The 13903-nt window shown below is 52.8% G+C and carries 13 protein-coding genes; all 13 read left to right on the forward strand.

The window, feature by feature from the left end; all coding sequences use genetic code 11:
• Window positions 1-17: 17 nt before the first annotated feature.
• The 13 genes from GN112_RS02945 (at window position 18) to GN112_RS03005 (ending at window position 13901) form a co-directional block, all read left to right on the forward strand.
• Window positions 18-368, forward strand: coding sequence for a PilZ domain-containing protein (locus tag GN112_RS02945; RefSeq protein ID WP_155308864.1), 351 nt, complete (start codon window positions 18-20; stop codon window positions 366-368).
• 32 nt (window positions 369-400) lie between these two features.
• Window positions 401-1297, forward strand: a complete 897-nt coding sequence (locus tag GN112_RS02950; protein ID WP_155308865.1) for a phosphoribosylaminoimidazolesuccinocarboxamide synthase — start codon at window positions 401-403, stop codon at window positions 1295-1297.
• The gene (locus tag GN112_RS02955; RefSeq protein ID WP_155308866.1) at window positions 1287-2231 is read left to right on the forward strand and encodes a ParB/RepB/Spo0J family partition protein; all 945 of its coding nucleotides are present in this window, start codon (window positions 1287-1289) and stop codon (window positions 2229-2231) included. The genes GN112_RS02950 and GN112_RS02955 overlap by 11 nt, the downstream gene beginning before the upstream one ends.
• Window positions 2232-2464: 233 nt before the next feature.
• Window positions 2465-3097: a TetR/AcrR family transcriptional regulator gene (locus tag GN112_RS02960; protein WP_155308867.1), complete on the forward strand. Its 633-nt coding sequence runs from the start codon at window positions 2465-2467 to the stop codon at window positions 3095-3097.
• A gap of 232 nt (window positions 3098-3329) precedes the next feature.
• Entirely contained in the window at window positions 3330-5363 is a 2034-nt protein-coding gene (gene acs / locus GN112_RS02965; RefSeq protein ID WP_155308868.1) for an acetate--CoA ligase, read from the forward strand.
• Between the two features lie 156 nt (window positions 5364-5519).
• Window positions 5520-7322: a sodium:solute symporter family protein gene (locus GN112_RS02970; protein WP_155308869.1), complete on the forward strand. Its 1803-nt coding sequence runs from the start codon at window positions 5520-5522 to the stop codon at window positions 7320-7322.
• Between the two features lie 253 nt (window positions 7323-7575).
• Entirely contained in the window at window positions 7576-7803 is a 228-nt protein-coding gene (locus GN112_RS02975) for a hypothetical protein (RefSeq protein ID WP_155308870.1), read from the forward strand.
• A gap of 224 nt (window positions 7804-8027) precedes the next feature.
• The gene (locus GN112_RS02980) at window positions 8028-8393 is read left to right on the forward strand and encodes a response regulator transcription factor (protein ID WP_155308871.1); all 366 of its coding nucleotides are present in this window, start codon (window positions 8028-8030) and stop codon (window positions 8391-8393) included.
• Complete coding sequence (locus tag GN112_RS02985; protein ID WP_155308872.1) at window positions 8393-10579, forward strand: 3'-5' exonuclease; 2187 nt, start codon at window positions 8393-8395, stop codon at window positions 10577-10579. Before GN112_RS02980 ends, GN112_RS02985 begins: the two co-directional genes overlap by 1 nt.
• 33 nt (window positions 10580-10612) lie before the next feature.
• Entirely contained in the window at window positions 10613-11710 is a 1098-nt protein-coding gene (locus GN112_RS02990; protein WP_155308873.1) for an SPL family radical SAM protein, read from the forward strand.
• A 380-nt stretch (window positions 11711-12090) separates the two neighbouring features.
• Window positions 12091-12627 (forward strand): pilus assembly FimT family protein, encoded by a 537-nt coding sequence (locus tag GN112_RS02995; RefSeq protein ID WP_162458751.1) that lies wholly within the window; start codon window positions 12091-12093, stop codon window positions 12625-12627.
• A 31-nt stretch (window positions 12628-12658) separates the two neighbouring features.
• Window positions 12659-13318: a prepilin-type N-terminal cleavage/methylation domain-containing protein gene (locus GN112_RS03000; protein ID WP_162458752.1), complete on the forward strand. Its 660-nt coding sequence runs from the start codon at window positions 12659-12661 to the stop codon at window positions 13316-13318.
• Between the two features lie 22 nt (window positions 13319-13340).
• Entirely contained in the window at window positions 13341-13901 is a 561-nt protein-coding gene (locus GN112_RS03005) for a prepilin-type N-terminal cleavage/methylation domain-containing protein (protein WP_155308874.1), read from the forward strand.
• Window positions 13902-13903 lie beyond the last annotated feature (2 nt).

A 13903-nucleotide genomic window follows, 5' to 3' on the forward strand; every position in this document is an offset into this window, starting at 1 on the left:
GAAAAAGGTGATCCACTATGATCGAGAAAAGAAAACATTCCAGAGTAGACTCCATCTATCTGCTTAATTATGTGCATCTCGATGAAGACGATAAAGAATTGCTGCAGGGCATGGGGCGGACGATTAATGTTTCCGAATCTGGCATTATGTTGGAGACCCATGTTCCGTTCAGCCAAGATGACAAGATAGATGTGGTCGTCGGCCTGAAAGAGGATATGGTCCCGATTCGCGGGAAAGTGGTCTTTTCCCGGGCGACCCCGACCGGTCAGTATCAAGCCGGAATCGAATTTCTAACCATCGAAGCCGCCGCCCTCGAGATCCTGCGACGCTATATTGACGCATTCAATGCGCTGTCCAGTACCCTCTGAAACCGATGATTGATTTGTTTAGGAACAATACGATGAGCCGAGTTGTTCGTGAGACTGATTTTCCCACCTTGACCTTGCTCCAGCGGGGCAAGGTTCGCGACATGTACGACCTCAAGGATGCCTACCTGATGGTCGCAACCGACCGCATGTCAGCTTTTGACGTGATCATGCCCGATCCCATTCCGGACAAGGGAACCGTATTGACCCAGATTTCGCTGTACTGGTTCGACATCATGGCGTCGCTGATCGACAACCATGTGATCACCGCCGATGTGTCCCGGTATCCCGAATCCTGCCGGCCCTACGCCGCTGACCTGGCAGGGCGCAGCATTCTGGTAAAAAAAGCCCGTCCGCTTCCCATTGAGTGTGTGGTCCGTGGATACATTACCGGATCGGGTTGGAAATCCTATCGTAAAGACGGGTCCGTTTGCGGTATCCGCCTGCCGGATGGGCTCGTTGAATCCGATCGATTGCCCGAACCGATTTTTACCCCCTCCACCAAAGAGGAGTTGGGCAAACACGACATCAACATCGACTTTGACGAAATGGTCAACCGGATCGGTGCCCCACTGGCCCGGAAGCTCAAGGATCTTTCCCTTGCCATATATACAAAGGGTGCCCAGATCGCCGAAGAAAAGGGAATCCTGATTGCCGATACGAAATTCGAGTTTGGCCTGGTGGACGATGAGGTCATTCTGATCGACGAAGTGCTGACCCCGGACTCCTCACGCTTCTGGCCAAAAGCCAGCTATGTCCCGGGTGGCGCGCAGCAAAGTTTCGACAAGCAGTACCTGCGCGACTACCTGCTTTCGCTGGACTGGGACCAGACGCCTCCCGGTCCCACACTGCCGCAAACGGTGATCGACAATACACGCGCCAAATACGTTGAGGCCTTGACGCTGCTCTCCGGCGACAGTCATGGACTTTAAGCGCAGCCCGGTTTCACTGGATCGAATCGACTTGTCCGACGATACGTTCAGAATCACCACAAACGACGACCTTACCGAATTGGCGCTGTCCGTCAGCGCCATCGGCCTTTTACAACCGCCCACCGTCATCGTCAATCAAGATGGCTATATCCCGGTCTGCGGATTCCGGCGCATCGCCGCATTGGCAACGCTGGGACGGGAAAACGTCACGGTACAGGCCCTTCCAGCGGATCATCCGCCCCTGGATACGGCTTGTCTGGCCATTTCCGACAACAGTTCCCAGCGTCCGCTGAACGTTATCGAACAATCCCGGGCATATCGCCTGCTTCAGGACCGAACCCTCTCATCCGATTGGCAGCGCGTTGCCCGGTCCGTTGGTTTGCCGGACAGCGATCAGGCTAGAAAACGGATCATGCCAGTGGCCGGTATGCCGGACCCGCTTCAGCGCGGCATTCTGGAGGGCAGCATCGCCCTTCCGGTTGCCTTGCAGATCAGCCGGTTCGACGTGGATTCCGCGGCCGTCCTGGTTTCGTTTTTCAGACAAATCCATACCGGCCTGAATGTACAACGTGAACTCCTGGACCTGATGGGGGAAATTGCCCTCCGGGATGATATTTCAATCTCCCAACTGCTTCGTCAATCCGGTGTGAGTGCGATCATGGAAAACCCGTTAGCGCCAACACCGCAAAAGGTCCGGCAGGTTCGGCAACGGATGAAAATCCTGCGTTATCCTGAACGCAGCCGTGTGGAAGACCGCTATCATCAGGCACTGCGGTCCTTGAAGCTCGATCCGCGGGTTCAACTGCTGCCCCCCAAAGATTTTGAAGGCAAATCCTACCGTTTGACGCTGACCGTTGAGTCCCGAAGACAGCTTGAAGCCCTTCAAAGGGAAATTGAAAAAATTCTGAAGGCGGCCGACCTGCTCCCTGAATAGGTACCCGTTCACTCCTTGCCAGCATATTTATTTATAGTCGGACACAACGCTGTCGGCAGCTTCCCCCATTTTTATGCTCCCGATTGAAAGTCACTCCGTCATAGGGCCAGAGGGCCTCAAGTAAAGCCACCTCAAAGTTCTATTCAACACAATATTTACTGAAGTTATTTTACTTGACAAATTTTAAAAATGAAGTGTAGGCTTTTTTAGGAACTAAATGGAATTCATAAAATATGGGGATTCAAGAACGAAGAGAACGCGAACGCGAACGACGCAGACAACAGATCCTGGTTGCCGCCAAACGGGTATTTTCCAACCGCGGCTTCAATAAAGCCACCATGGAAGATATCGCCAAAGAGGCCGAACTCAGCCCTGGCACCCTTTATCTCTATTTTAAAAATAAAGATGAACTGTATGCCTCACTCTCTTTGCGAATCCTTCAATATCTGATGATTCGACTGGAGCATGTCAACGCAGAGCCGTTAACCGATGCGGCGCAGCGCCTCAAAGCACTGAAGAGCGCCATGTACGACGTGTACGAATTCGATCCGCTTATCCTGATTAATATGTTCCATATGCAGTCCAGTGAAACGCTCAAGAACCTGTCCTCCGACCTGCTCAACCAGATTGAGTCCCTGAGCCGAAGCTCCCTGCAAGTGATGGCCAGAATCTTTGAAGACGGTGTCCGCCAGAAAATGTTTGTGGCCCATCACCCCAATGCGGTTGCCGACACCCTCTGGTCACTCTTTTCAGGAATCGTTCTCTGGGAGACCAGCAAAAAAACCATCGATAATCAAAAAGATTACCTGAGGGAAACCTTTGATACGGCTTTCGAGATCTTTTCCCGAGGGATCATGCGCCAATAAGGATCACGCACCCGTAAATGGTGCCGTACTTTTTGTAAATTCAACAACGGTTAACACAAAAAACGAAAGGGGGGATAACAAAGGGGAGGGGAGGCTTCTTTGGGATCAGCATCACCCATGCGACGGCATCGTCGATCACCGTGCCGGAAGGATCGGTGAAAGCCGAACGACAAAGCAGCCAAAACACGTCAGTTAAACCGAACGGACAACCTTAATCGGAGGAAAGTCACCCATGGCAGAAAAAGAAGTCGTCGAAACATCAGAGGCACAAATTGCCGTTCACTGGCAGGAAGAAGGTTATTACTACCCGTCCACGGAATTTATTGCCCAGGCCAACATGAGCGACAAAGGCATCTATGAACGCTTCCGCCTGGAAAATTTTCCCAACTGTTTTAAGGAATATGCAGATCTTTTGGACTGGTATGAATATTGGGAAACGATTCTGGATACCAGTGACGCACCCTGTTTCAAATGGTTTAAAGGCGGGAAAATCAACGCCAGTTACAACTGCATCGATCGTCATCTGAAAGATAATAAAAACAAGACCGCCATCCACTTTGTCCCGGAACCCATTGACGCCCGATACGAGCACATTACCTACCAGGAACTCTACGTCCGGGTAAACGAATTTGCCGCCCTGCTCAGGGATTTCGCCGGCCTGAAGCGCGGAGACCGGGTGACCCTGCACATGCCCATGGTTCCTGAACTGCCCATTGCCATGCTGGCCTGTGCCCGACTGGGCGTGATTCATTCCCAGGTATTCGGCGGATTCAGCGGAACGGCCTGCGCCGATAGAATTATCGACTCCGGCAGCAACGTCCTGATCACCATGGATGCCTATTATCGCAGCGGTTCGCTCATCGACCACAAACAAAATGCCGATGTGGCGGTCGAACATGCCGAGAAAGATGGCCAGAAGGTTGACAAAGTGCTGGTCTGGCAACGCTATCCCGGTAAGTACTCGGCCAAAACACCCATGGTCGACGGCCGCGACTATTTCGTCAACGATCTGCTGAAAAACTACTACGGCGCCCGAGTGGAGCCTGAACGGATGAATTCCGAGGATCCGCTCTTTCTCATGTACACCAGCGGCACCACCGGGAAACCCAAAGGCTGCCAGCATGGTACGGGCGGATATCTGGCCTATGTTACCGGTACTTCTAAGTTTGTTCAGGATATTCATCCCGAAGATGTCTACTGGTGCATGGCCGATATCGGCTGGATTACCGGCCACTCCTACATTGTCTATGGTCCGCTGGCCAACTGCGCTTCCACCGTTATCTACGAAGGCGTTCCCACCTACCCGGATGCCGGACGGTCCTGGCGCATCGCCCAGGATCTGGGTGTCAACATCTTCCACACCGCGCCAACGGCCATCCGGGCCCTGAGGAAAATCGGACCCGACGAGCCGGCCAAGTACAACTACCATTTCAAACACATGACCACAGTTGGTGAACCCATCGAACCGGAAGTGTGGAAGTGGTACCACAAGGAAGTGGGCAAAGGCGAAGCCATCATCGTCGATACCTGGTGGCAGACCGAAACCGGTGGGTTCCTCTGCAGTACCCTGCCGGCCATCACCCCCATGAAACCCGGCAGCGCCGGTCCGGGAATGCCCGGCATCCATCCGATCATTTACGATGACGAGGGCAATGTGGTTCCCCGGGGTGCCGGAAAAGCCGGCAACATCTGCATCCAGAATCCATGGCCCGGCATGTTCCAGACCATCTGGGGTGATCGCGACCGCTTCGTCGATACCTATTTTGCCCGATACTGCAAAGACCCGAGCAGCAAAGACTGGCGGGATTGGCCATATCTGACCGGCGACGCCGCAGTGGAGGCCGAAGACGGCTATTTCCGCATCCTCGGCCGCATTGACGACGTCATCAATGTTTCCGGTCATCGCCTGGGAACCAAGGAGATCGAATCGGCGGCCCTTGTGGTTCCCGAAGTGGCCGAAGCCGCCGTCGTACCGGTGGCCCACGACATCAAAGGCAAGGAGCCCGATCTTTACATCGCCCTCAAACCCGGGTGCGAGGCCAGCGACGATATGGCCAAAAGAATCTCCGACGCCGTCTGTGACGAGATCGGTAAAATCGCCAAGCCGCGCAAAGTGTGGATCGTCAAGGATATGCCCAAGACCCGCTCGGGCAAGATCATGCGCCGGGTGCTGGGCGCCATTTCCAACAAGGCGGACGTCGGGAATGTGATGACCCTGGCCAACCCCGAGATTGTCGAAGAGATCAAGGCCATGGTCCAGAAATAGATTTACTGAAAACCGGCCGGATCGAAATCCTCATGCCGATCCGGCCGCAAACCAGGGGCCCTGAAAGGAGGTGATCAACGGCCTGAATATTCAGGGATAACGATATCTTTTGGCGGCCGGTCAATGGATTGACAAAAAGGCACAGGAGGAAACGTTATGGGCGGAACCACGTGGGTTTATATCATGTTGGGGCTTTATATCATCTACTGTTTTTATTGGGGGCTTAAAGGGTACTTCACGGAAAAGACATCGTCCGGGTACGCCATTGCCGGGCGGTCGATCCCATTTTTTGCCTTCCTGCTGGCGGCAACGGCGGCATCGTTTTCCGGGTGGACCTTCATCGGCCATCCCGGACTGATCTGGCGGGACGGTCTGGCGTACGCGTTCGCATCCTTTTATGTACTGACCATTCCCATCACCGGGACCTTCTTCTCGAAACGGACCTGGCTGATGGGAAAACGTTATGGCTTCATCACCCCGGGCGACATGTACGCCTACTATTTCAACAGCGAGGCGCTCCGCTGGCTGGTGGTTCTGACCGCCGTACTGTATTCGGTATTTTACTCGGCCGTCCAGCTGATGGCCTCGGCAGCCCTGTTCCATATCATCGCCGGCGTGCCGGTCACCTTCGGGGCCATCTTCATGGCCTTCATCGTCTGGTTCTACGTCTGCACCGGCGGCCTGAAGGCCAGTACCTGGGTCGGCGTCATCCAGTTCCTGTTGCTGGTGGGCGGCATCATCATTCTCGGATTCTTTGTCATCACCGCACCGCAGTTCGGCGGATGGTCCGGCTTTTCGGCGGCAGTCCACAATCTGGACGCCAAATTCCTCGAAGTGCCCCGGGTAATCAATACGGTGGACTACCTGGGCGGTGCCCCGGGTGAATCTGCCTGGACGGCGGTCATGGTGCTCACCTACATGTTTGCCCTGATGGGTATTCAGAGCTCACCGGCGTTCACCATGTGGACCTTCGGCATCAAATCACCCAAGCCGCTGGCCTGGCAGCAGGCGTTCATGTCTACCTTTGTGGTCGGCTTTGCTCTGTTCTTCTTCACCGCTTTTCAGGGAATGGGCGCTAAGATACTGGAACTGAAAGGAATTGCAGCCTTCCAGGGGATAAATAACGCCACCGTTGTGCCGACCCTGATGAACGAGTTCCTGCCACCCTTCATGCTGGGCGTCGTCTTCATGGGCGCCATCGCGGCCATCCATTCAACGGCGGCGCCATATATCGGTACCGGCGGCTCTATTTTGCTGCGTGACGTCTACTGGCGCTACATCCGCAAACAGGAAGCCAGCCACGCTGAGCAGATCTGGATGAACCGGGTTTTTGCAACCGTGCTGACCATCCTGGCCCTGGTTGTCGGCATGACCAGCAAAGCGGCGCTGGTTATCCTCGGCGCACTGGCAACGGCGTTTGGCTTCGTCATGTATGTTCTGCTCTTGGGCGTGATCTGGGGATTCAAGTTCCCGCGGGTCGGTGCGGTACTCGGCGTCCTGGTCGGCATGCTGGCCGTTTTTCTCACCTATAAAATCTGGCCCAACCCCCTCTCCATGCACTGTGCCTTCTGGGGTACCTTCAGCGGTCTGGTCGTCGCCTACATCTGCCGTGGACTGGGGGTCAAGGATGACGAAGAGACCATGAAACGGCAAGCCGAGGTGAGAACTTTCCTTGACGACATCGATGCGCCCAGCGAATCCGGTCGCCAGTGGCGTAGTGTGATGAAAATCGGTGTCCCCATTTGGTACTTTTTCGCCATCGGGCCAGCATGTATTCTCGGCAATAAGGCATTCTCCTTTTCCGGGTTTACGCCGCTGTGGTCCTGGCAGATTACCTGGTGGATATTGGGTATCATCATGATGTGGGCGCTCTGTTTCAAGGCGGAAATGGCAACCACCAACGAGGTCCAGATCGACCGGGCCGAAAAAGAAACCAATATCGTGGTCAAAGAGGCGTAAGAGCCAACTAAGGAGGTATCCCCATGAAAAAAGAAGATGTATGGATGATCGCACTGGTAGCGTTTTCCATTCTCTGGACGGCATCATTTGGCTGGGGGCTGTTCGGATAAAACGTGATTTTTGTGTTTCTGCCGGATGACCGGCAGGAACACAAAAACCGCTTGATTTGGGATAAATAAATTCGGGCGCCTGTGGGTTGCCGCATGGCTAACCCATTGGCGCCTCAACCAACAGGACACAAGGGAAGGATTCCATGGCACTTGCCCCCAAAACCGTCACCTGCCGCTGTGGTCACACATTTACCGCAACCCGTCATCGAAACTGGTGCGAAAAATGCTGTGAGGCGGTATACTACCACGAAAAGGACAGGAATCGGCATCGCGTCAACAGCATCTATGTCGTCGGCATTATTTTGGCAGTGGTTACTTTTCTGACCTATGTTTTCATGGAATTGATCGCTTCACCGCTATTGTCTGCCTGATTCGACCGATTTTCAATAGGTGACCATCAACCGCTGTTGGACCATGCCGTCCATACCGTGCCTTCACGCCTGTTAGCCTGTTCTCTTTCGTTGGGGCGCGTGATTGAGACTCCCGATAACGCCATCCCGGGTTCGATTGGGGGGCGTTGCGTCCTGACCTTCCAATGTCAATATTGTTTCAGTTAGTTTTTTGATACGCCGTTCAAGCGGGGGCAGGGATTATTATGGCCAAAAAGATTCTGATTGTGGATGACGAGCCCAGCATCACCGTACCATTAAAATTTCTAATGGAGCAGAACCAGTTCGAGGTAATGGTTGTCCATACTGGAGAGGATGCCCTGACTGCTATCGATCAATTCGATCCCGATCTGGTTCTCTTGGATGTGATGTTACCAACCGTCGATGGGTTCCAGGTCTGTCAACATTTCAAGGATAACCCCAGGAAAAAGAACCTCAAGGTTATTTTTCTGTCTGCAATGACGCGGGATATCGATATTGCCAAAGGAAATACACTGGGCGCGGATGCCTATATCACCAAGCCGTTTTCAAATGCCGACGTTGTCAAACAGGTTAAAGATCTGCTCTCCTGATGAGACTGAACAATAAATTCTGGCTTTTCGCCGTTGTCTGCATGGCGTTTACCGCATCCATCACGGCCATCCTCGCCGTCATCTTCTGGCGTCAAATCGATCCCGCCGGCCAGGCGTTGTTGATTTGGATTTTCAAGAAACAGTTCTGGTATTTCTTTAGTACCGGTGTCTTTCTGTTCGCGGCATTCGGTTTTACCCTGGACTGGTTTTTCCGGTTTTACATTATTCCCCTGAATCAACTCATCGAAGAGACCCGGATCATGAACACGGTCAATCCCGCCCACCGGATGAATATCGATGGCAGCCGGGAGATCAGGGTGCTGTCCGACTTGGTCAATTCGCTGGGCGATCAGTACCAGTCCGCCAGGCACATCATCGATCAGACCGTCGCCTCGGCCAGGGCGGAAACCGAGGCGGAAAAAAACATTCTTGCCACCATCATGGCTGAATTGACCCAGGGGGTGCTGATTTGTGATCCGGAAGGACGGATCTTGTTGTATAACCGCCAGGCCAAACGCGTGTTGAGCAAGGTGAGGAGCGACGAATCGACCAATGGAAGCGGTGAGAGCGGACAGCAGTCGGTGCCAGATGGCTTCATCGGTTTAAGACGTTCCATCTATTCGCTGATCGATGAGCACCTGATTCAATATGCGCTTAAAGAGATCAACCAGAAAATCGATCAACACAGTGAAAGTGTCGCCTCTCATTTTGTGGTTGTGACCCACGATCGCCGCCAGATCGGTGTGGAGACACTGCCAATCCTTGATGCAGACAAGGGGTTTGCCGGATTTGCGTTGATTCTGAGCGATATCACCCAGCAACTTGAACGCTCCGGGCGGATGGATCGGCAGTTTAAAGCCATGGACAAAAACCTGCGTTCGGCCATAGCGGCCATCCGCTCCACGGTAGATCTGATGATCCAGTTTCCCGAAATGGAGACGGATCGCAAGAACGCATTTCTCGGCATCATCGCCGATGAGACCGAGGTCCTGAGTCGGCTCTCGCGCAGCGGTTTGGGGGAGGGCAGTTACCCGCGATCACGCTGGCCACGCTCACCGATCCGGGCTACGGATTTTATCGCCACGGTGAAAAATGAAGCGGCGGGAATCACCGATCTTGACGTTGAAGTGGCCGAATGTGACGCCCGCTGCATGATCCGGGTAGATAGTTACGCCATGCTTCTGGCCATCGTTTTTGTTCTTGAGCATCTTAAAACCGAGTGCCAGGCGCAGTGCAAACGAATCCGCCTGACCGTTCCCGGCAATTTGGTCCAATTGGATCTCATCTGGCAGGGGCCGCCGGTGAAGATTGAAACCCTGCGGCGCTGGAACGAGTTGCCTGTGGCCGCCGAACGCAAAGGCTATCCGTTGACGTTAAGAGAGGTGCTGGCACACAACCATGCGGAAATATGGCCCCATGCTCATCGTGACAAAAGTGGCGAGGCCTGCCTGCGGATTTTTATTCCCATGATTCAATCGGAAAACCCGCCTGAGGATGTCCGCAAAATTCCCCAACTGCCCAAGGGCCGACCTGAATTTTACGATTTCGATCTCTTTCATCAAGCCGGTCAGACACCGGAGATCGAGAAACGGCTATTGGGCGAACTGGTTTATACGGTGTTCGATACGGAAACCACCGGCCTTGACCCCAGGGGAGGGGATGAAATCATATCCATCGGCGCCATCCGGGTGGTGAACGGTCGATTGCTGCACACGGAAACCATCAATCAATTGGTCAATCCCCGGCGTCGGGTGCCACCGGAATCGATAAAATTCCACGGCATCACCGACAAAATGCTGCAAGGCAAGCCGACCATTGAAAAAGTGCTTCCTTTTTTTCAGCGCTTCGTCCAGAATACCGTTCTTGTGGCTCACAACGCCGCCTTTGATATGTTGATGCTGCAAATGAATGAGAAAAAAACAGGTATCCGATTCATCAATCCGGTTTTGGATACCATGCATCTTTCCGCCATCCTTCATCCGTCACACAGTGATCACACGCTGGATGCGATCAGTCAGCGTCTGGGCGTCACCGTGACCCGGCGGCACGATGCGCTGGGGGATGCCATCGCCACCGGTGAGGTATTCCTCAAAATGATTCCACTGCTCAATGAAAAGGGGATTTTCACCCAGAAGGATGCACGCCTGGCCTCCCAACGAACCTACTATGCCCAACTAAAATATTGACCATTCTTGAGGATCTTCCAGGAAAACGAAACCGTGATCATAAAAAAACTGTTTGTCGATGCCAATGTTCGCACGCATCCCGAAGCCCGTAGGATCGTCGCGAATATCGGTCTTGCCCCCGAATGGGTTGACGACCCCATATCGCTCTATCAATGGATCAGTGCCGCGGATGATCCGGTAAGCCGCGGCAAATCAGTGCTTTACCTAACCCGCAACCGGGGAGGCTTCCTGAAACCGTGCCCGGGCACCCGCGAGTACACCTGTTGCGACTATCAGATCCTGCATGTGGCCTCCTTCTGCACCATGGATTGCTCCTATTGTATTCTGCAAAGCTATTTTCACCCTCCGATGCTCCAGTTTTTCATCAACCGTGAAGATCTTGACCGGGATTTGGATACGCTGTTCGCCAGAACGCAGGTTAGCCGGGTGGGCACCGGTGAGTTTTCCGACAGCCTGATATGGGAATCGTGGACCGATTTGACCGATCACCTGGTATTCCGCTTTTCCCAGCAACAGCGGGCGGTGCTTGAGCTCAAGACCAAAACGGTAAATATTCAACGTCTGGAGAAACTCGATCACCAGCGCAAAACCATCGTCTCCTGGTCCCTGAATACTCCCACGGTGATGAAAAGCGAAGAGCGTCGCACGGCCTCACTGGATGCCCGTCTTTCCGCGGCCGCCCAATGCCAGCAGTGGGGTTACCCGCTGGCGTTTCACTTTGATCCGATGATTATTTATAAGGGATGCGAAGAGGAATACCGACAGGTGGTGAAACAGCTTTTTCAGCGGATTTCACCGGAGAATATCGTCTGGATCAGCCTGGGGACGTTCCGGTTCATGCCGGCCTTGAAACCGGTGATTGCCCAACGGTTTCCCCGATCCAAAATTCCATACGGGGAATTTATTACCGGCCTGGACAACAAGATGCGCTATTTCAAGCCCCTTCGTATCGCCTTGTACCGACGCATGGCAGACTGGATACGGGAAGCGGCCCCTCAGGTGCGGGTATATTACTGCATGGAGGACGATGCCGTATGGCAACAGACCATGGGATTTGTTCCTTCGGCTGATGGGGGACTGGGGCGGTTGCTGGATGACAGTGCCATCAGGGTTTGCGGGCTGAATCCATGACTCGGATGGATTGTCCATTTTTACTATTAAAAAATTTAATGGTTTGTGTGTTTCGTTTTCAAAAGCATCGATTGGTGTCAAATCCGATTCAAACATAAGCTAACCAACTTAAATAAAATATAAAAGCTTAGGTATAGGTTGCTACTAATTTGGGTGTTCGGAAGGAAATGGGAAGGTTAAGTATAAAAAAGATTAACTGCTTACCATTTGACCACCTGAATATAGAGATAACTCTCCAACAACCAGTATGGTATTGAAATAATAACTTATTGAATCAAATGTGATGGGTAAGAGAAGTGCGTTACCTTCCAAAGATAGAAAAGGGGCACGATTATTGTAGATAGTTTGTTAAATTAATTCGATTACCCATGGATAATCCAATGTGGGAGAAGAAAATGCGTGGAAACTCAGGCTTCAGCCTTTTTGAAGTGCTTACCGTGATTGCGATCATTGCCGTTGTGGCTGCCATCGCTGTGCCAAACATGATTGCCTGGCGAAACCGGGCGAAGCTTGGGGAAGGCGCCCGGGACATCTACTCCGCATTCCAGTTGGCGCGATCCGGTGCGGCAAAAGAAAACGCTGACGTCATAGTTTCTTTCGATACCTCTGTTACTCAGGGAGGTGACTTCATCGTTTTCATCGATGATGGTGGTGGAATCGATGCTGACGACGATGGCGTTATTGATGATGCGGACAATGGACAGGCGGATCCCGACACCGAGACAATTTTTAAGATAGGCAAGCTTCCCAGCGGCGTGACCATCGACTACACGGCGCTTTCCATCAAAAAAGTGACCTTTAGCAGCAATGGGCTGCTTAAAACTGGATTCGGCCTAACCGTGAAGGTTTTGAGCACGTCGGGCGAGGAAAGAGAAGTAGTGGTGAGTTCGGCCGGCAGGGTCAGAATAGCATATTAACTAGTCGATTATAGAGGTGACGGCGATGAGAATGAGCCTGAAAAATAATAACGGCTTTACCTTGATCGAACTCATGGTGGCTTTGGTAATCAGCAGCATCGTGATGGCGGGTATCTTTTCGACCTACCAGACCCAGCTGCGTTCGCATCTGACCCAGCAAAGTGTGGTCGATATGCACCAGAACGCCAGAGCGGCGATGTACGTAATGAAAGCGGAAATCCAGATGGCTGGTTACGACCCGACATCGCGGGCCGACTCGACGGTGTTGGTGGCCACCGACACCAGCTTTCAATTTGAGATCGATGCTAATGGAAACGGCGATTGTAATGACGGCAACGAGGTTATCCGATATGCGTTAAACGGAAGTGACCTCGGACGAGCGACAGGTACGGCAGGCACATTACAGCCGATGGCCGAAAACATCGACGCAGTTGATTTTGTATACTTTGATAGCGATATGAATCGGGTCGATCCGGCCGCCGGTACGTTGACCGAAAAAGATCTGGCTTCGATCCGCCTGGTGCAGGTCTCCATCGTCGCCCGGGCCGACGATCCCGTGATGGCCTACAAAAAGACCGATACGACCACGTATAAAAATTCATTGGGGGATACAATTCTTAGCGCACAAAACGACACCGCCCGGCGCACGCTGTTGAGCACGAGTGTCTGGTGCCGCAACATGGGAATGTGATCAACAGGGCAGGAGACAATCCATGGAAAAACGCAAACAACACCTAAACCCAAAATTGGAACAGGCCGGATTCAGCATTGTTGAAGTGATGATCGCCATGGCCATTTTCAGTATCGGCATCCTGGCCGTCTGGAGCATGCAGCTCAACGCCGCCAAGGGCAACACCAGGGCCCAGAGCGTTACCTATAGCAGCGAATGGGCGCTGGGTCAGGTTGAACGGCTGTTGGTTCAGGGGATGGGAGGGACTACCGCCTACAATAAACTTGCTCCGTCATCTTCGTTGTCTCAGGATGTGGATGGTATGGACAATGACAATGACGGTGAAATTGACGAGGGCGGTGAAAACGGATCACTTTGGGTATTAAATAAAGACGCCGATGGGGTGGATAATAACTATAACGGTCAAATCGACGAAAATGGTGAAGATGGACCACTTTCGGTCTCCTTGAATATCGAAGAAGTGAGTCCTGATAGTACCACGGATATTTACAACTACAAGATTGTCACCGTTACAGTAACCAAGACCGTAGGCAGCGAGACGCGTACTATCGTTTTGGAGAACAGGGTACCCAATATCGTTTAAGG

The organism is Desulfosarcina ovata subsp. ovata, assembly GCF_009689005.1.
In the GTDB taxonomy this organism is placed as follows: Bacteria; Desulfobacterota; Desulfobacteria; order Desulfobacterales; family Desulfosarcinaceae; genus Desulfosarcina; species Desulfosarcina ovata.

Coding starts and splice junctions, on each gene's coding strand:
- GN112_RS02945 (WP_155308864.1), top strand. CDS start 18: ATGATCGAGAAAAGAAAACATTCCAGAGTAGACTCCATCTATCTGCTT.
- GN112_RS02950 (WP_155308865.1), top strand. CDS start 401: ATGAGCCGAGTTGTTCGTGAGACTGATTTTCCCACCTTGACCTTGCTC.
- GN112_RS02955 (WP_155308866.1), top strand. CDS start 1,287: ATGGACTTTAAGCGCAGCCCGGTTTCACTGGATCGAATCGACTTGTCC.
- GN112_RS02960 (WP_155308867.1), top strand. CDS start 2,465: ATGGGGATTCAAGAACGAAGAGAACGCGAACGCGAACGACGCAGACAA.
- acs (WP_155308868.1), top strand. CDS start 3,330: ATGGCAGAAAAAGAAGTCGTCGAAACATCAGAGGCACAAATTGCCGTT.
- GN112_RS02970 (WP_155308869.1), top strand. CDS start 5,520: ATGGGCGGAACCACGTGGGTTTATATCATGTTGGGGCTTTATATCATC.
- GN112_RS02975 (WP_155308870.1), top strand. CDS start 7,576: ATGGCACTTGCCCCCAAAACCGTCACCTGCCGCTGTGGTCACACATTT.
- GN112_RS02980 (WP_155308871.1), top strand. CDS start 8,028: ATGGCCAAAAAGATTCTGATTGTGGATGACGAGCCCAGCATCACCGTA.
- GN112_RS02985 (WP_155308872.1), top strand. CDS start 8,393: ATGAGACTGAACAATAAATTCTGGCTTTTCGCCGTTGTCTGCATGGCG.
- GN112_RS02995 (WP_162458751.1), top strand. CDS start 12,091: ATGTGGGAGAAGAAAATGCGTGGAAACTCAGGCTTCAGCCTTTTTGAA.
- GN112_RS03000 (WP_162458752.1), top strand. CDS start 12,659: ATGAGCCTGAAAAATAATAACGGCTTTACCTTGATCGAACTCATGGTG.
- GN112_RS03005 (WP_155308874.1), top strand. CDS start 13,341: ATGGAAAAACGCAAACAACACCTAAACCCAAAATTGGAACAGGCCGGA.